We start from the raw sequence: 17,029 nt of genomic DNA, 5'->3' as shown, positions 1-17,029 counted from the left end.
TCGCCGCCGCTGGCGCTACTCCCACTCGATGTCCGAGCCCCGATCGGTCTCTCGAAGGATGAACGGGCCGATCGCCAGCGTCCACTTCGCGACGGTGACGATCCGAAGGATGTACGAGAGGAAGATCGCGAACGGCGTGATGCCGACGGCGAAGCCGGCGCCGACGGCAAGCAATCCGGTGTCGATACCGGCGATCGACCCGGCGACATCGCCCGTTTCGAAGATGAGGATCATGTACGCGGCGACCGCCAGCGCGGGCAGAGAGATGTAGATGAGCGCTCGCGAGATGTTGATGATCTCCCACCGGAAGTACAGCGTCTTGAAGTGCTCGCGGGCCGGCCCGAAGAACCCAAGGATCTCGATCAGGTCGTCGAGCGTCTCGCGCGTCTCGTCCGACAAGACGTCGGCGTGGCGGGTCCGGACGCGGCGCCCGGTGTAGATCTTCCAGGAGTAGTTGTACTCGAGGGCCGCCTGGACGACGTCGAAGCGGCCGAACTGTTCGCCCTTCAGGTCCTCGGCGACGCGATCGGCGTCGGAGACGACGCTCTCGGCGTAGTCGGCGACGTCGTCGCGAGCGTCTTCGTCGGTCTCCGCCTCGAGACTCGCGAGCAGTTCCCGCCCCTTCTCGCCGGTCGCCTCGACGAGCCCCCGGAGAAAGATCGACGGCTCGGGCGGGCTCATCTCCCGATCGATCGCGTCCTCGACGTCCTCGCGGAACTGCATCGAGTCGGCCATGTTCTCCCGCTGCTCGCCGAGCGGGCCGAGTTCCCGAGAGAGCACGAGTTGGTTGAACGTCAGCACGAGGCTGACGCCCATCACGATCCCGATGATGAGGGGGGTGAAGAGCGCGAAGATCGGATCGGGGCCGAACAGCTTCCCGATCGATCCGGGGCCGAAGCTGCCGAGCAGAACGAGCACGACGTAGGCAACCGCGAGCAGGATCGCCGCGACGACCGCGCGGTTGCCGCCGACCAGAAACCACACGACCGGTTTGCCGCCGCGAACGCGGTCTTGCATCGTGTTCGCCGTCTCGTCGCCCCGACCGGACTCGCTCATACAGACGGAACACACCAGCGCCGATCGTACAAGTGTTGCCGTCGTTTGCACGTTACCAATCCGGATTCACCGGACGAATTCGGGCGTACTGAGCCGTCGACTCCCGGCCGATGTCTTTTACCCGTCGGTATCGTTCGTCTGCCACGCTACATGGGGAGTTCGGATTCCGAGACGAACGGGAGCGGCGAGGACAGGCTGGGCGGACCGCGGTTGTACGTTCTTCTCCAACTGAACCGCTGGGTGCTCACCGGCGCGATCCTGGCGACCGTGTTCGTCGTCCTCGTCGCCCTCAGTCAGGCGGGGCTCGCTCCCCTACGAGCCGTCATCGCGAACCACAACGGCACCTTCTGGATCTTCTCGGCGTTCATCGGCGCGATCATCACCGGGACGTCGATCGTCGTCACGATCAATCAGTTGGTGCTGAGCCAGGAACTCGGCGCGGTCGGCCAGCAACGCGAGCGCATGAGCGAGGCGATGGAGTTCCGCCAGGACGTTGAGGATACGATCGAGGAGGACGCGAGCCCGCCCGAACCCGCGGCGTTCCTGTACGAACTCGTCGACGGCGTCGAGGAACGGGCGAGGGAACTCGAAGACGTCATGAAAGACGAACGCGACGAGGAGTTGCGGACGAAAATCGACGATTACGTCGACGACGCTGTCGGCAACGCCCGGAGCGTCAAGGACGACCTCGAAGACGCTCAGTTCGGCACGTTCGAGGTGATCTGGAACGCGCTCAACTTCAACTACTCGCGGAAGATCTACGACGCCCGCAAGATTCGCGCCGACCACGGCGACGCGCTGTCGGACGAGGCGGACGAGAAAATCGATCACGTTATCACCACGTTACAGCTCTTCGGGCCGGCCCGCGAGCACTTCAAGACGCTGTACTTCCAGTGGGAGCTGATCAACCTCTCGCGGGCGCTGCTGTACATCGCGGTGCCCGCGCTGACGGTGATCGGGATCATGCTCATGTACGTGAACCAGTCGACGCTTCCCGGGACGACGCTGGGGGTAGACAACCTGGTATGGCTCACCAGCGCGGGCTTCGTCGTCGGCATCTCGCCGTTCGTCATCTTCATCGTCTACATCCTCCGGATCGCGACCGTCGCGAAGCGAACGCTGGCGATGGGACCGTTCATTCTCCGGGAGTCCGAGCGTGACGAGGATCTCGGATGAGGCCGTTTTCCGCGGTGCGATCCGACCGTACATATTTCAAACGGACCGTGGTATCCTCGGATCCTATCAATGAGCGCCAACGGCGACGGCTCCCAGCCCGGCGACACGATGGCCGAGCGCAGCACGGACCCGGCCTGGAAGCTGTGGCTCCTGCTCAACGCGAACCGCTGGGTCGTCACCCTCGTCTTCATGCTGTTCGTCTTCGTCGGCCTACTCGTCGTCAGCGCCATCAGTCCGGTCTCGCTGCGGGGGTTGATGGGGCAGACGGACCCCGTCGAAACCCTGTTCCAGGCGCTCGTCACGGCCTTGATCACCGGCGTCACGCTCGTCGTGACGATCAACTCCCTCGTCCTGAGCCAGGAGTTGGGCGCCGTCGAAGACCAGCGCAAGCGCCTCGACGGCGCCCTCGAGTTTCGCGAGGACGTCGAGCGATCGATCGACGCGCCGATTAGCCCGCCCGAACCCGCGTCGTTCGCGCAGGCGATCGTGGCCGCCTCCGCGGAGCGAGCCGCCGACTTTCGCGCGGCCGTCTCGGACAGTCAGGACGCCGAACTCCGGGACCGCGTCGACGACTTCGTCGACAACCTCACGACCCACGCCGACTCGATCCGCGAGGACTTAGACGACGCGCAGTTCGGCACCTACGACGTCGTCAAATCCGCACTGGACTACAACTACTCTTGGAAGATCTTCCGCGCCCATCGGATCGAGAACGCCCACGCCGATGCCTTCACGGACGAGGCCCGCGAAGCCTACGACGACCTCCTCGAATCGCTGAAGCTGTTCGGCCTCGCCCGCGAACACTTCAAGACGCTGTACTTCCAGTGGGAGCTGATCAACCTCTCGCGGGCGATGATGTACGTCGCGGTGCCCGCGCTCGTGGTCACGATGTCGATGCTCCTCTTTTTCGACGCCACCGCCGTCACGGGGACGGTGCTGGGTATCGACGCGATCGTCTGGATCGTCGTCGCGACGTCGACGATCGCCGTCACGCCGTTCCTCCTGCTCGTCGCGTTCATCCTGCGGATCGCGACCATAGCGAAGCGGACGCTGGCGATCGGGCCGTTCATCCTTCGGGAGTCGAGTCGCGGGGAGGAGATCGAGTGGGAGTAACGAAGAGATCGGTGAGAGTAACAGAGATCGATCGAGGGTAGCGACGGGATCGAGCGGGAGGCGTGACGCTCGGTCGATCGCGAGATCGCGTCCGCGGGATCGGTCGTCGCCGGTCGCCACCGCCCCTACGGCGGCGGATCAGACGGGCACGAGGAAGAAAAACGCGAACGAGAGGCCAGCGGAGGCGGATGGACCGATGATCCAGAACGCGACGAACCGGGCGACCGCGTCCGGGCGGACGAGGTCGTTGGCGTCCAGCACGTCTTCCGGCTCCTCCTCGCCGATCTTCGGCACCTCCTCCGACGGCTCTTCGGTGAGGACGTTCATCGACAGTTCGAGTTCCTCCTCGCCGCGGGCCAGCCCGATGATACTCGCGGTTCGGCTCGCACGGCCCCAGCCGAGGCCGACGATCGTCATCACCGTCGCCATCACGAGGCTGATCGGGATGCCGATGGCGGAGAGGAAGGTGGTGATCGACGCCGCGGTGACGGCGACGATCAGCGCAGCGAGCAGCGGCAGTTCGGTGAGGTCGTTCCCGACGGCCTCCATCGTCCGCCGGGCGATCGTGAAGCCGCCGATGCTGATCGCCACCGCGCCGACGACGATACCGACGTCGGCCCCCTCGTAGCCGCCGATCGCCAGCGCCCCGCTGCCGACCAGCGGCGCGACCGCGTTCGCGACGTTGCTCGCGCCGGCGCCGTAGGCCATGTAACACGCGATGACGACGATCAGGATCGTCGTGAGAAACTCCTGACGCGTCGTGCCGGGTCCCCGCGCCGGCCTCGGGATCGCGCCCGAGCGATCGAACACGAGCAGCGGTCCCTCGGACTGCTCGATTCGGAAATAGCGATCGAGGTGGGGGTAGACGTAGCGGCCGACGACGCCACCGATCCAGAACGCGATGATCGGCGTGACGACCCACCAGGAGACGATCCGCCCCATCGTCACCCAGTCTAGCGAGTCGGTCGCGACGCCGAGACCGGCGATCGCGCCGACGGCGGTCATTGAGGTCGGGACGGGGACGCCGAAGACGTTCGCGACGAGCATCCCCAGACCGATGAAAAACAGGACGACGACCGCGACCGGTAGCGTGAAGATCTCGGGCGGGACGATATCCTCTCCCATTGTCGCGATGACGTTACGACCGACCGTCCAGCCGCCGAGAAAGACGAACACCGTCATCAGGACGGCGGCCGCCGTCTTGCCGATCGCGCCCGCGCCGACCGCCGGCCCCCACGCGATTCCCGTCGACGAGCCGCCGATGTTGACGCCGACGAAGATCGCCACGAGAACGCCGAGAACAAGGATCGCAGAGACCATGCTGACACACTAGTAGACAGATCGAGTGATAATTCTTTGTTCAGAGACGGATGGCTGTCTGCGTTTCGTACCTCTCTCCGAGCGGTCTCGTCCGCTCTGGTCGTCCTCGGCGTTCGAATTGTCGGCGTTCCGTCATTCGAGCAGTTCGATCTCCTGAACCTCTTCGGCGAGGTCTTCGGCCGTATTCACCGGGCCGCCACGGAAGATCGCGTGATAGATGAGCGCGATCCCGAGAACGGAGACGACGGGTACGGTGAGCGCCGTCGAGAACGACGTGACGTAGCCGAGGACGGCACCGAGGACCAGACTGAACAGGATGCCGAGCAACACCAGATCGTAGTACTGGATGGAGATCCGCATGCGCGAGACTACGGGCCGAGCGCGCATAGCTTTCGGCGGCGCTACTGCCGGTACTCGGCCGACCGTCGGGGAGGACGATCGGCCGCTGAGGCGGCGGTACTGGTTTAACAATCCCGTTCCACTCTCCGATAATGGAACTTCCGGCGCTTCCCGTCGAGATATTGCTCGGTCTCTATCTCGGACTGCTGACCGGAATCGTGCCGGCGCTGGTCGCCGGCTCGCTCGGCTTTCTCGTCCGCTACTTCACCGGCGTCACGCTGCCCGGGTTCGGCGTGGTCGTTCTCGCGCTATCGATCGCCAGCGTCCAGGGCGGATTGCTCGGCCTCGTCGAACCGAGCATTGCCCAGTCGCCGCGGTTGCTGGTCGCGGTACTAGTCGTCCTGATGCTCGCGCTCTATGCGCACAATCAGGGCGACAAACTCGGCGCCGAACTTCCGCGACGGCTCTCGCTGACCTCCCTTCGCCAGCGGACGCTCTCCGCCGACGTGGTCGAACTCGTCGGCAGCGTCGGGCAGGTGACGGTCCGCCCGACCGGCGAGATCCGCGACATGGAGGGGTATCCGCCGCTCTCTCCGGACCTTCGGACGGCGCTCAGGACCGGCTCGTGGAGGCTTCCGGCCGACCTTCCGCTCTCCGAACTCGAGGTGCGCCTCGAGGAACGACTTCGCACGGACCACGACCTCGCGGACGTCGAGGTCTCGATCGACGAACGGGCGCGGGCGACGATCGCCGCCGCGCCGCCGTCGGGCGGCCTCTCGAGGCGGATCGCCGCCGGCCGACGCGCGGTCTCGATCGCGACGCTGGTGCCGACGGGGCTGGCCCGCGGCGACGAGGTGACCGTCCGGACCGACTCGGGGTCGATCGAGGGAACGGTCGTCAGCGTTCGAACCGAATTGGACGAAGAGCGCGACGACGCCCTCGCCGAAACGATCGACCCGACGGGGACGGCCGCCACCGACGGCGGCGAGGACGATCCGAAGACGAACCCGGTCGCCGGATCGAGCGGCTCAAGCGCCGGCGGGATCGGCCGCGTCACCCTCGCCGTCGCCCGTCGAGAGGTCAAACCGCTGCTGGAAGCGACGACGCCCCACCTCGTGGTGAAATCGAGGGGGACGAATCGCGAGTTCGAAGCGTTTGCCCTGGTCAAACGAACCGGCTGCGTCGTTCGTCGCGTCACCGTGGGATCGGCCGACGGGATCGAGACGACGATCCCATCCGCCGACGTGACCGTGCTCGCGGTTCGACGGCAGGGGAGCGAAACCGGCGGTCGTCGACACGGCTGGGTGTTCGGCCCCGGAATCGAGCGCCCGCTCGCGCCCGACGACGAGGTCTTCGTCGCTGGGCCGGAGCGGACCGCGGACGAGTTCGCGGAGGCGATCGCCGGATGACGCTGATCGCCGGCCGGCCCGGATTCCGCCTCGACCGCCCGGCCGGGGGTGAGCGCGCGTGATCGAGCCGATCGTCGCGCAGACGGTCGGCGGCGAGACACTCCTCGACGCGCTCGTCCGCATTCTCGGGTTCTGCGCGCTATCGGCCGGCACGGCGGCGATCGCGGCGGTCGTTTTCCGCTGGTACAGCGCCGACGAACTGCCGGACGGCGTCGGGATCCTTCTGGGCATCTCGATGGTCGCGATCTGGCTGAACACCAAGAGCGCGCTCCAGGACGCGCTCATCGGAAACTCGGAGTTGACCGATCCCGAAACGGCGGTCTACACGGTCGCCACGTTCGTCGCGAGCGCCGTCGCCGCTGACGCCGGCCGGCGCCTCGGCGATCACCTCGCGACGGACGTGTTCGCGGTCGCCGCCCCGAGGACGATCGACGACGTGACGCAACTCGTCCGATCGGCGGGCCGGGTCGTCACCGTCGATCTCCCCGAGGAGATCGAGGACATCGAGGGGTACGATCCGGTCGATCCGGAGACGAAAGCCGAACTCGCGGGCGAGACGCTCCTCCTCCCGCGACGGCTCGCCGACGAGGCCGTACGCGATCGGCTGGTCGATCGCCTCAAGCGCGACTACGGAATCGGGCACGTCGACGTCGAATTCGGCGAGAACCGCGCGATCGAGTACCTCGCGGTCGGCAGCCGGTTGGCGGGGATCGGTCCCACGCTGGCGCCCGGCACGGTCGCCGTCGCGCTTCGCGGCGATCCGGCGGCCGACGCGAGTCCGGGCGACGCCGTCCGGATCTGGCGCCGTGACGGGGACGAGGACGAAGTCCCCCTCAAACGCGTCGCCAGCGGCGAACTCCGCGGGAACGCCGACGACGTCGTCACCGTCGCCGTCGACGCCGATGACGCGCCGGCGCTCGAATCCGAGTCCGAGCACCGGCTGGTGACGCTGCCCAAGAATCCGGGCGCCGAGCGCGAACTCGTCTCCCTGCTCCGAGCCGCCGACGAAACGGTGACGACGCTCGCGATCGACCCCGACGGCCCGCTCGTCGGCGTTTCCGTCGGTTCGCTGCCCGTTCTGGTGCTCGCGATCGACCGCGACGGGAGTCCGATCGCCCTGCCGCCGTCCGAGGCGGCGCTCGAGGCCGGGGACGTCGCCTACGCGCTCGGCAGGCCGGAGGCGCTCCGGCGCGTGACCGCTCCCGACCGGTGACCCGACGAGAGGGGCGAGACCGAACCGCCGACGATCGACGGTCGGAACGCCGCGGACCCGACCCCCTCGGGACGATCGCCGGCCGGTGGGAGGCGGTAGCTACTTGGCTCCGGCACCGATACCGCCACGTATGCCCACCGAGTGGAAGCTGTTCGCCGATCTGGCCGAGCGCGCGGGGGACAAGCGCGTCACCGTCGACGCCGACGCCGGCGACACCGTCGGGGACGCCCTGAACGCCCTGCTCGCCGACGCGCCCGAGCTTGAGACGCGCGTGCTCGACGGCGAGGGCGAGCTCCGATCGCAGATCAACGTCCTCCGCAACGGGACGAACGTCCTCGTCGAGGAGGAGGGCCTCGAGACGGAACTCGACGAGGGCGACGAACTGGCGCTGTTCCCGCCGGTCAGCGGCGGATAGCGGGATTCGAAACGCCGATCAGGAGCCGACCGTCGTCGAGCGCCGTTACCATCATCGGCCGCCCGGTCGGCGCTACGGGGCGTTCGCGCTCGCCGCGAGATCGATTCCGAGCACGAAATCGGGCTCCTCGGAGACCGCCGCTCCGGCGTAAGAGGCGTCGCTGACGATCCCGACCGTCTCGGGGATCAGCACGCGGGTCCGATCGGCGCCGAGGACCGCCGCGTCTCGGGCGATCGCGGCGAACAGCGCCCGCGCGGCGCCGACGTCTTCCCACGCGCCGACGCCGTACTCAGCCCACGTCTCTGTGGCCGTAGACTCCCCGTCGCTGTGCTCGCGGCCCTCGCTCTCGCCCTCGCCGCCGTCGTCCGCCGATCGCTCGTACGTTCGGGTCCGACACGCTGCACCGACGAGGCCGCTGTCGCCCTCGACGGCGAACACGGCCGTCTCGTCAGCGAAGCGATCGAAGTCGGCCCGCGTCAGTTCCCGGACGGCCCACGTCTCTTCGGGGGCGAGGCCGAGGCCGTCGAGGTGGGCGCGGGCCTCGCTGTGGGTCCAGTACCGCCACGCGGCGGCGGGAGCGTTCGCGACCGCGTACGCGTCGGAGTCGCCGCCGTCGACCACCGATCCCGGACCGGCATCCGCATCGGCGTCCGCGTTCGGCTCCGGGTGCGCCCACCGGAACTCCGTCACCGGTTCGTACCCGCCGCCGCGGGCGGCGCCGAGGCCGGCGGTGTTCCACGAGAACACCATGATCCGGCCGACGGTTGCGCCCCGATCGCGGGCCCACGCGAAGCAGGCCTCGTTCAGTCGCCGGCTGACGCCCAGCCGGCGATGTTGGGGCGCGACGCGCATCCCCTGAAACCAGACCTCGTCGTCCGAGAGGAGGACGCCCTGGACGATTCCGGCGACGGCGCCGTCCACCTCGGCGACGAACGTCTTCTTCGTCTCGTCGCCCTCGTCCTCGAGCCACTCGTGGTAGACCCGGGGGATGTAGTCGCCGCCCCGATCGGCCCAGAGATCGCTCACCATCGCGGCGACGGCGTCGTAATCGTCGTGGGTCGCGCGGCGAACCGCGATCCGCTCGTCGCCACTGCCGCCGCTGTCTCCGCCGCTCATGGCTCGATCACTCCCAGGGGACCGACCGCGCCTGCAGTTCGCCGGCCAGCGAGGTCCCCATCGCTTCCGCGACGTTCTCGGCGTTGGCGAGTGCCCACATCAGCTTCACCTTCGCCGTTCCCGGGAGGGTGTCGCCGGCCTCGATCACGCCCGCGTCGAGGAGGTCGCGGCCCGTGTCGTAGACCCGATCGCAGACCCGGCCCTCGAGACACTGGCTCGTCATGACGACCGTCGTCCCGTCCTCGATCAACTCCTCGACTCGGGGGATGAGGTCGGTGTGGACGTGTCCGAGCCCGGTTCCCTCGAGGACCAGACCCGCGCTCCCCTCCACGACGTCGAGGAAGGCGGGGTCCATCCCGGGCGTGAACTTGAGGAGTTCGACGTCGTCCTCGAGCTCGGGTTCGACCGCCAGTTCGACGGCACCGCGCTCCCGGTACTCCCGGCGGAACTCGATCGCCTCGGTGTCGCGGCTCGTCGCCGCTCGACTATTCGAGGCCCGCGGGGCCTCGCACGCCTCGTAGTCGATCTCGCCCAGCGGCTTCGCGCCGACCGTCTCGAACGCGTCCCGTCGGGAGGTGTGGTTCTTGCGCACCCGGGTGCCGCGGTGGAGCGCGCAGGCGTCGTCGGACTGGGAGGCGTGCATGCAGACCAGCACCTCCGCGCAGTCGCTCTTGGCGGCCTCGACCGCGCAGACGGCGTTCATCACGTTGTCCGAGGAGGGCCGATCGGCCGACCGCTGCGACCCCGTGAAGACGATCGGGACGGGGGTGTCGAGCATGAACGAGAGCGCGGACGCCGAGTACTGCATCGTGTCGGTGCCGTGCATGACGACGACGCCGTCGGCGCCGGCCTCGATCTCCTCGTACACCGCTTGCGCGAGATCCCGCCAGATCGGCGGTTCCATGTTCTCCGACAGGATGTTGGCGACGACCCGCCCGCGGTAGTTCGCGCGACCCGCCAGGTCCGGCACCGCGCGCAGGACGTCCTCGGCGTCGAACTGCGCCGTCACCGCCCCGGTCCGGTAGTCGACCGTCGAGGCGATCGTCCCGCCGGTCGAGATGAGCGAGATCGTCGGCAGGTCGTCGTCGAACTCGACGGTCGAGGCGCTCTCCTCCGCGCCGGCGCCGTCGATCTCGTAGACGTCTTCCTCGAGCACCGCGACGTCGGCCTCGTCCCGATCGACGCCGACGTTGTAGCCGCCCTCCAGTTTCACCACGAGGTGATCGTCCGTGCTGGAGGGGAGCAACACGCCTTCGTACGTGCGATCCGCGCGGTCGACGCGGACGCGATCGCCAGGGTTCATGGGTGGCCGTTGCGCAGCGGTCGACTTGAAGGCACGCTTTCACCGCGATCGAGGGTGACGATCTACCCGAACAACCCAACGAGAACCAGGCCAAGGCCGGTCAACAGGAGGACGGCGGCGATGAGCGCGGTCAGGTAGCGGATCGACTCCAGGGAGTCCTCCGTCACGTCGAGTCGCGGATAGACGCGCCGCCCGGCGGATAACAGCCCAACCCCGAGGAGGATCGCGACCACGCCGAATACGACCAACTGGGTACTCACTGCCTACGAATACCAGCCAGATCGTAAAAAAGGCGGTCCCATCCTTCGCGCAGCGGACTTCGCACTCGGCCGACGCCGACGACGAGGAGAATCACGGCGCCGATCGCGTGCCCGCCGTGCGATCGGGGCATACGGGCCACGGCGATCGGAGGGAAAGGTCCTTGACACTACCCCCCGTTTCGAGAGACATGAGCGATCGTTCGGAGGAGGTGACCGAACCCCGGTCGACCGACGACCTCCTAGAAGAGACGGAGCGGCTCCTCTCCGGATCGAACGCGGACGACGGCTCGTCAGGGGACCCCGATCCCGCGCCGGACCGCTCCGCAAGCGCGGAGCCCGACGCCGCAACCGTCACGCCTGGAACCGGCGCGGACGCGGTCGCTTCCGGCGCCGACGCCGCTCCTGACGCGAGTTCGTCGCGGTTGTCGCGGCTCGCTCCCGGCCTTTCGCCCGGGCGGTACTTCTCACCGAAGGCGTTTCTGGCGCTGGTGCTCGCGCTCGGCGCCGGGCTCGTCGTCGGCGGGATGACCGTGCCGATCGGGGGCGTGGGTCGCATCGTCGGCATGTTCGCCGTCGCCTTCCTCGCCGGTCTCGTCTCGTCGAGGCGGCGCTACCTCGAGGTGACGGTCGCCGGGGGGTCGATCGGCGTGGCGTCGGCGCTGGCCAACTACGCGATGTTCATGCTCGCCGGCTCGGGTCGGACCGTCATCGCCGTCGGCGCGGCGATCGGCCTGCTCTCCTGTGTCGGCGGCTACTACTTCGGTCGCGACCTGCGCAACGGGCTCGCTCGCGACGTCGAGTGACCGTCCGCGAGAAATTGTTACTGCTGTCCGGTTTCCTGCTCGCGTTCCCGATCGCGGGACTGGCTCATGGTCAGTTCCCACCCGCGCTCGGTCCGGCGAACGACGCCATTGTCCGCCATCACCTCGAGCAACTCGGTGACGACCTCGCGGGGCGCTCCGAGATCCTCGCTGAGTTCGCCGACGGATTTGGGCTCCGATCGGACGCTCGCGAGCAGGTCGGCGTAGATCCGACTCTCCGGGCCGGTGCCGACCGTCTCGGAGATCCGATCGAGGACGTTGCAGAGCCGTCCCTGGACCCATCGCTGGGCGAGCGAGAGTTCGTTTTCTAGCTGCTCTAAGTCGTCGAGGACGCCGAGCAACCCGTCGAGTTCGTCCGTTTCGTCGAGCGAGACGTCGAGCGAGATGTGCCGACAGGCGGTGATGTCGAAACCGCTGTTCGACGGATAGGCGCTCTTGCTCGCGTAGCCGTAGGGGGAGACGTTCACTTCGAGTCGAACGTTACGAGCGATGTGAAAGTACTTGCGCCGCTGGTCGTCGACCCGACTTTCGATCAATCCCGCCTCCTCGAGTTTCTGCAGGTGTTCGATGACCGCCTTGGGACTCACGCCGAGGTAGTCGGAGATTTCCGTAACGTAACAGGGTTTCCGGGCGAGTAATCGGAGGATACGCCTCCGATTCTCGTTCCCGAGCAAATCGAGCAACGCAGCGGAGTCCATCAGGCGATCGTAAGTGGTCGGTGCTGAAAAGCGTGTCTGCTTCCGATATCGGTGCGGTGCGTCCGATCCCGGACGCGAGAGCCGCTATACGGTTTCGGTCGTCGAGTCGCCCTCGTCACCGTCGATCCCTGGATCGGTCGCTCCGCCGGGTGAACCGTCGTTCCCGGTCCCGTTTCCGGTCGCGTTTCCGGTTCCGTTTCCGGCCTCGCCGCCGACGGTTCCGGCGTTTCCGGTTCCGTTCCCGGGAACGGCCGGGGGTCCGTTATCCCCCTTCGCGTTCGAGCCGCGTTCCACGTCGATCGACTGGTCCGCGTCCTCATTTGACGGCGGACCGAGGTCGCGATCGGCGGGCGGCCCCCGCCCCGGCGTTCGGTCGAATCCGGGGATACCGTTGGCCACGGCCGCGATATCCGGTCCGGACAGCTCCGAGACGTTCTTCTCGAGCGTAACGAGGCGAGCGCGACCGACGCCGGTCTCTTCGGCGCGCGGCTTCGTCCGATCGATCGATCGTTCGAGGGCGGCGATGCCGACGGTCAGCTTCGTCATCCGCGACCGATACCGACCGTTGGAGAGGTCGTCTTTCTGCCCTCGGAGGTCCTCGCGCTCCGCTTCGAGCGTCGCGAGTTCCGCCTCCAGGTCCTCGGTTCGCTCCTGTACGAGGGCCTGTCGGCTCTCGTTGTCGGCGTTTTCGTACTTTACCGCGAACAGTTCCGATTCGATCGTGTTCTCGGCGTCGGCTGCGCTCACGTACATGAACGTCGCGACAGTCGCGTTCGATTCCGCCTCCCCCGAATCCTCCTCGGTGCCGAATGCACTCACGGCGGCGCCGCTCGCGAGCGGGGCGATCGTGAGGCCGACGACGGCGATCACGAGGAGGACACCCGCACGCATCGTACTCATTACTTGTGTACTGTACTCGTCCATACTAAAAAGACAGACATTCGTTCGAACTGTTCAATCGGCGCAGTTCCGGCCTGTAAACCGTTTGGAGCGTTCACGGGGGCGCAACCGCCGTCGTTTTGAACCGTTCACGATTCTCGGCACCCGCCCGCATCGGATCGAAATTCGATCGATCCGGCGGCCGCGACGACGCTGATTGCGCGCCGATTTAAATGTGTCTGCAAATAATTATATTCTCCCGGCCCCTGCTAGACAGTGGCATGTTCGAGGTCTTCTCACGGAGCTACTATCTCGGACGACTTTACGTGACCCCGGTCGACGCCGATCGGGCGCTCATGCAGCGCGAGCAACACGAACGGCTCAACGAGGAAGTGTACGCTACGGGCGACGGGCTGGAACGGCTCGACAACCCGCTGGTGATGAAGCTCGAATCGCAGCACTTTCCGGTCCACGGCGACGACGCCGTCCCGGCCAACACGCTGGCGCTGCCCGAACCCGTTCTCGACGGCACGGAGATTCGAAATCCGCCGTCGCTTCGAGAGGTGCTGCTCGCTCGCCGAGAACAGGCCGAGCAGCTGCTCGAGTTCGTCGGTTGGCAGGCGTCGAATCCCGACCTCGGCGACGACTTCCCCGGCGCCGGAACCTAGAAGTAGTCTCGCTTCGCGCTTTCGCCCGAATGCTCGACGAGTTGCTCGGCCGCACAACGCTCAAAGAGCGGATCGACGAACTCGAATCGGAGAACGAACGGTTGCAAAGCCGGTACGAGGCCGAGTCCGAGCGCCGGGCCGAGGCCGCCACGGCGAGACAGAAGGCCGAAGAGCGGGTGAATCGACTGGAGGATCGCATCGCCCAGCTCGAGGGCGAACTCGATCGCGTCGACGACGCGGAGTCAGGGCCGACCGTTCGCCGCCGCGAGGCGCTTCGCGGCGACCGACTCGCGGACGTGCTCGATCGGCTGGCGTCCGTCCGAACGGGACCCGAAGGCGCGTTGACGGCCCCGATCGGGGACGAGATTCCGGATGCCGTCCGTGACGACCTCGGCGAGGTGCTCGGCGATCGGATCGCGCTCGTCGAGGACGCCGGCTCCTGCCTCTGTTACGCCGACGACGCCGGGCTCGTGTCGGCGACGCTCGATCCGCCCATCCTCCCCGATCGCGAGCCGGCGTGGGACGATCGCTTCGCCGTTGATCGCGAGTGGTTCCTGCCGACCGGCCGGTACGCGCTCGCGCTCGTCCGAACCGACCTGTTCGCGCTCGGCAGCTACGAGGACGGCGACCGGATCGACTACCGCGGCTTCGAGAGCGACGTCAAGGGGAACCACTCGAAAGGCGGCTTCTCGCAGGCTCGGTTCGAGCGGATCCGCGACGAGCAGATCGACGCCCACCTCGATCGCTGCGCGGAGGCGCTGGCGGACCGCTCCGCCGATCGGCTCTTCCTCGTCGGCCAGCGCGGGGTCGTCGACGCGCTCGTCGCGGAGGCCGACCTCAACCCGGTCGCGATCGACGCGGTCGACGCGACGGGCGATCCCGAGTCGGCGCTCGAGGACGCCCGCCGATCGTTCTGGACGACGGAGTTGCGCGTGATCTGAGGGCGACGCGGTGCGCCGACCGTGGTTCGCGCCCGTCGGTCGCGGAACCGGCGATCGTCGCGACCGCGGGCCTCCTCGCCAGTTGCAACCGATTCCGCCGGCCGATCGCCGTCCGGACGCGTCGCGTCACGCGGTTGCGAGAACCGCGCCGGGCGCGATATCTAGGGTTAAGTTCCCCCTTCTCCAATCCGCCGGTATGCGTGTTGCAATTCTCGCCCACGAGAAGTTCCCGGATCGGGCCAAGACGGCCCTCGGGGTGCTCCGCTACGCCGACTACGAGGCCGTCGCCGTGCTCGATCGCGACAACCCCGGACGCCGCGTCTCGGAGTTCGTCCCCGACGTCCAGGACGCCCCGATCGTCGAGGGGATGGCCGATCTCGAGGGCGACGACGTCGACGCCCTGCTGATCGGCATCTCGCCGATCGGTGGCGAGTTCGACGACAGCTGGCGCGGTGACGTCCGAACGGCGCTGGAGCGCGGCTGCGACGTTATCTCCGGCCTTCACTACTTCCTCTCGGAGGACGAGGAGTTCGCGAGCCTCGCTGACGAGTACGGCTGCGAGCTGTGGGACGTCCGAAAGCCCCGCGACGACCTGACGGTCGGCGAGGGGATTGCCGGGGAAGTCGACGCCGAGGTGATCCTCACGGTGGGCACCGACTGCTCGGCCGGCAAGATGACGACGACGATGCAGCTCGTCCGCGATGCCCGCGAGGCGGGGTACGACGCAGCCGCGATTCCGACGGGCCAGACGGGCATCATGATCGAAGGCTGGGGCAACCCGATCGATCGGGTCGTCTCCGACTTCACGGCCGGCGCGGTCGAGGAGATGATCGTAGCGAAGGGCGACGAGCACGACTTCCTCGTCGTCGAGGGGCAGGGCAGCATCGTCCACCCCGCGTACTCGGCGGTCACCTGCGGCCTCCTCCACGGATCCATGCCGGACAAACTCGTACTGTGTCACCGGGCCGGCCAGGAGGCCATCCACGGCTATGAGTCGTTCCCGCTCCCGCCGATCGAGACCTACGTCGACCTCCACGAGGACCTCTCGGCGCCGGTCAGCGAGGCGGCGGTCGTCGCCGGCGCGCTGAACACCGCCGACCTCGACGGCGACGAGGCGGCCCGTCGGGCGCTCGACGACTACGCAGAGACGCTCGGCACGCCCGCGACTGATGTCGTCCGCTTCGGCACCGACGCGGTGCTCGAGGCGCTGTTCGAATGAGCCTCGACACCGGCTTCGAGCGCCGATCGCTGCCGCTCGAGTACCCGTTCACGATCGCCCGCGGGACGCAGACCGAAGCCGAGGTGGTGACGGTTCGGATCGCGGACGACGACGGGACGGTCGGCGTCGGCGGTGCCGCGCCCTCCGCTCACTACGGCGAGACCGTCGACACCGTAACGGCCGTCCTGCCCGACCTGCTCGCGGTCGTCGAGGAGGTCGGCGACCCACACCAGCTCGAGCGGATCGAACGACGCATGCGCGAGACCGTTCGCCGAAATCCGGCGGCCCGCTGTGCGGTCAGCATCGCGCTCCACGACCTCGTCGCGACGCGCCTCGACCTCCCGCTGTACCGCTACTGGGGGCTCGATCCGGAGGAAACGCTCGAGACGTCGTACACGATCGGCCTCGACGACACGGCGACGATGCGCGAGAAGACCGAGACGGCGGTCGAGCGCGGCTTCGGTACGCTGAAGGTCAAACTCGGCACCGATCGCGATATCGAGATCGTGGAGACGATCCGGTCGGCCGCGCCGGACGCCCGCCTGTTCGTCGACGCCAACGAGGCCTGGAGCCCCAGGGAGGCCGTCGCGCGGATCGAGGCGCTGGCCGAGTACGACCTCGAGTTCGTCGAACAGCCCGTCCCCGCCGAGGATCCGGAGGGGCTACGCTACGTCTACGAGCGATCGGCGCTGCCGATCGCCGCGGACGAGTCCTGCATCGCGCTCCCGGACATTCCGCGGATCGCCGATCGCTGCGACATCGCGAACCTGAAACTCATGAAGTGCGGCGGCCTGCGGGAGGCGGTACGGATGATCCATGCGGCCCGCGCCCACGGACTCGAGGTCATGCTGGGCTGTATGACCGAGTCGAACGCCTCGATCGCGGCGGCCTGTCACCTCGCGCCGCTGCTCGACTACGCCGACCTCGACGGCTCGCTCCTGCTGGCCGACGATCCCTACGACGGCGTTCCGATGCCGGCCGGCGAGATCGATCTGGCGGGGCTCGATCGGCCGGGAACCGACGCGGTGCTCGAATAGCGTTTTTTCGGTTCCGGACCGTTCGATCCGTCCGCTTCGATCGCGC

Annotated in this window: 18 protein-coding genes; 10 read left to right on the top strand and 8 right to left on the bottom strand. The window is 67.7% G+C overall.

Going from position 1 to position 17,029, the window contains the following annotated elements:
- Nucleotides 1-15: 15 nt before the first annotated feature.
- Nucleotides 16-1,056 carry a DUF7972 family membrane protein gene (locus tag MUH00_RS11310; protein ID WP_246998572.1) on the bottom strand — a complete coding sequence of 347 codons (1,041 nt, stop codon included), beginning with the start codon at nucleotides 1,054-1,056 and terminating at the stop codon, nucleotides 16-18.
- Nucleotides 1,057-1,206: 150 nt separating this feature from the next.
- On the opposite strand from MUH00_RS11310, the gene MUH00_RS11305 reads away from it, so the two are divergent.
- Both MUH00_RS11305 and MUH00_RS11300 read left to right on the top strand, forming a co-directional pair.
- Nucleotides 1,207-2,232 (top strand): DUF7972 family membrane protein, encoded by a 1,026-nt coding sequence (locus MUH00_RS11305; protein ID WP_246998570.1) that lies wholly within the window; start codon nucleotides 1,207-1,209, stop codon nucleotides 2,230-2,232.
- Nucleotides 2,233-2,301: 69 nt separating this feature from the next.
- Complete coding sequence (locus MUH00_RS11300; protein ID WP_246998568.1) at nucleotides 2,302-3,345, top strand: DUF7972 family membrane protein; 1,044 nt, start codon at nucleotides 2,302-2,304, stop codon at nucleotides 3,343-3,345.
- 138 nt (nucleotides 3,346-3,483) lie between these two features.
- Here MUH00_RS11300 and MUH00_RS11295 read toward each other — a convergent pair whose 3' ends face one another.
- Together MUH00_RS11295 and MUH00_RS11290 are read right to left on the bottom strand one after the other, a co-directional pair.
- Nucleotides 3,484-4,665 carry an inorganic phosphate transporter gene (locus MUH00_RS11295; RefSeq protein WP_246998566.1) on the bottom strand — a complete coding sequence of 394 codons (1,182 nt, stop codon included), beginning with the start codon at nucleotides 4,663-4,665 and terminating at the stop codon, nucleotides 3,484-3,486.
- 132 nt (nucleotides 4,666-4,797) lie between these two features.
- On the bottom strand, nucleotides 4,798-5,025 hold the full coding sequence (locus MUH00_RS11290; RefSeq protein WP_246998564.1) for a DUF8015 family protein: 228 nt from the start codon (nucleotides 5,023-5,025) through the stop codon (nucleotides 4,798-4,800).
- A gap of 131 nt (nucleotides 5,026-5,156) precedes the next feature.
- Here MUH00_RS11290 and MUH00_RS11285 point away from each other — a divergent pair, with 131 nt between their 5' ends.
- The 3 genes from MUH00_RS11285 to MUH00_RS11275 all read left to right on the top strand — a co-directional run bounded on the left by MUH00_RS11285 (nucleotide 5,157) and on the right by MUH00_RS11275 (nucleotide 8,041).
- Nucleotides 5,157-6,413 carry a DUF8167 domain-containing protein gene (locus tag MUH00_RS11285; protein ID WP_246998562.1) on the top strand — a complete coding sequence of 419 codons (1,257 nt, stop codon included), beginning with the start codon at nucleotides 5,157-5,159 and terminating at the stop codon, nucleotides 6,411-6,413.
- Nucleotides 6,414-6,471: 58 nt separating this feature from the next.
- A complete protein-coding gene (locus MUH00_RS11280) occupies nucleotides 6,472-7,626 on the top strand; it encodes a cation:proton antiporter regulatory subunit (protein WP_246998559.1) in 1,155 nt (384 codons plus the stop codon).
- 130 nt (nucleotides 7,627-7,756) lie between these two features.
- Nucleotides 7,757-8,041 carry a ubiquitin-like small modifier protein 1 gene (locus tag MUH00_RS11275; protein ID WP_246998557.1) on the top strand — a complete coding sequence of 95 codons (285 nt, stop codon included), beginning with the start codon at nucleotides 7,757-7,759 and terminating at the stop codon, nucleotides 8,039-8,041.
- 72 nt (nucleotides 8,042-8,113) lie between these two features.
- Here the strand turns inward: MUH00_RS11275 and MUH00_RS11270 are convergent, their stop codons facing one another.
- The 3 genes from MUH00_RS11270 to MUH00_RS11260 all read right to left on the bottom strand — a co-directional run bounded on the left by MUH00_RS11270 (nucleotide 8,114) and on the right by MUH00_RS11260 (nucleotide 10,720).
- Entirely contained in the window at nucleotides 8,114-9,157 is a 1,044-nt protein-coding gene (locus MUH00_RS11270; RefSeq protein ID WP_246998555.1) for a GNAT family N-acetyltransferase, read from the bottom strand.
- A 7-nt stretch (nucleotides 9,158-9,164) separates the two neighbouring features.
- Nucleotides 9,165-10,460: a Glu-tRNA(Gln) amidotransferase subunit GatD gene (gene gatD, locus MUH00_RS11265; protein WP_246998553.1), complete on the bottom strand. Its 1,296-nt coding sequence runs from the start codon at nucleotides 10,458-10,460 to the stop codon at nucleotides 9,165-9,167.
- A 62-nt stretch (nucleotides 10,461-10,522) separates the two neighbouring features.
- On the bottom strand, nucleotides 10,523-10,720 hold the full coding sequence (locus MUH00_RS11260) for a hypothetical protein (protein WP_246998552.1): 198 nt from the start codon (nucleotides 10,718-10,720) through the stop codon (nucleotides 10,523-10,525).
- 188 nt (nucleotides 10,721-10,908) lie between these two features.
- On the opposite strand from MUH00_RS11260, the gene MUH00_RS11255 reads away from it, so the two are divergent.
- Nucleotides 10,909-11,523, top strand: coding sequence for a DUF456 domain-containing protein (locus tag MUH00_RS11255; protein WP_246998550.1), 615 nt, complete (start codon nucleotides 10,909-10,911; stop codon nucleotides 11,521-11,523).
- A 17-nt stretch (nucleotides 11,524-11,540) separates the two neighbouring features.
- On the opposite strand, the gene MUH00_RS11250 is transcribed toward MUH00_RS11255, so the two are convergent.
- Complete coding sequence (locus MUH00_RS11250) at nucleotides 11,541-12,239, bottom strand: ArsR family transcriptional regulator (RefSeq protein ID WP_246998548.1); 699 nt, start codon at nucleotides 12,237-12,239, stop codon at nucleotides 11,541-11,543.
- Between the two features lie 84 nt (nucleotides 12,240-12,323).
- Nucleotides 12,324-13,139 (bottom strand): hypothetical protein, encoded by an 816-nt coding sequence (locus MUH00_RS11245; RefSeq protein WP_246998546.1) that lies wholly within the window; start codon nucleotides 13,137-13,139, stop codon nucleotides 12,324-12,326.
- Nucleotides 13,140-13,399: 260 nt separating this feature from the next.
- Between MUH00_RS11245 and MUH00_RS11240 the strand changes: the two genes are divergently transcribed.
- The 4 genes from MUH00_RS11240 to MUH00_RS11225 all read left to right on the top strand — a co-directional run bounded on the left by MUH00_RS11240 (nucleotide 13,400) and on the right by MUH00_RS11225 (nucleotide 16,983).
- On the top strand, nucleotides 13,400-13,786 hold the full coding sequence (locus tag MUH00_RS11240) for a DUF5802 family protein (protein WP_246998544.1): 387 nt from the start codon (nucleotides 13,400-13,402) through the stop codon (nucleotides 13,784-13,786).
- Nucleotides 13,787-13,815: 29 nt separating this feature from the next.
- Entirely contained in the window at nucleotides 13,816-14,727 is a 912-nt protein-coding gene (locus tag MUH00_RS11235; protein WP_246998542.1) for a Vms1/Ankzf1 family peptidyl-tRNA hydrolase, read from the top strand.
- Between the two features lie 196 nt (nucleotides 14,728-14,923).
- Nucleotides 14,924-15,946 carry an N-acetyltransferase DgcN family protein gene (locus tag MUH00_RS11230; RefSeq protein ID WP_246998540.1) on the top strand — a complete coding sequence of 341 codons (1,023 nt, stop codon included), beginning with the start codon at nucleotides 14,924-14,926 and terminating at the stop codon, nucleotides 15,944-15,946.
- Nucleotides 15,943-16,983, top strand: coding sequence for a dipeptide epimerase (locus tag MUH00_RS11225; RefSeq protein ID WP_246998538.1), 1,041 nt, complete (start codon nucleotides 15,943-15,945; stop codon nucleotides 16,981-16,983). The genes MUH00_RS11230 and MUH00_RS11225 overlap by 4 nt, the downstream gene beginning before the upstream one ends.
- Nucleotides 16,984-17,029 lie beyond the last annotated feature (46 nt).

Origin of the sequence: Halosolutus gelatinilyticus (genome assembly GCF_023028105.1) — an archaeon.
Taxonomy (GTDB): Archaea; Halobacteriota; Halobacteria; order Halobacteriales; family Natrialbaceae; genus Halosolutus; species Halosolutus gelatinilyticus.
This window is presented reverse-complemented; position numbering and strand designations above follow the sequence as displayed.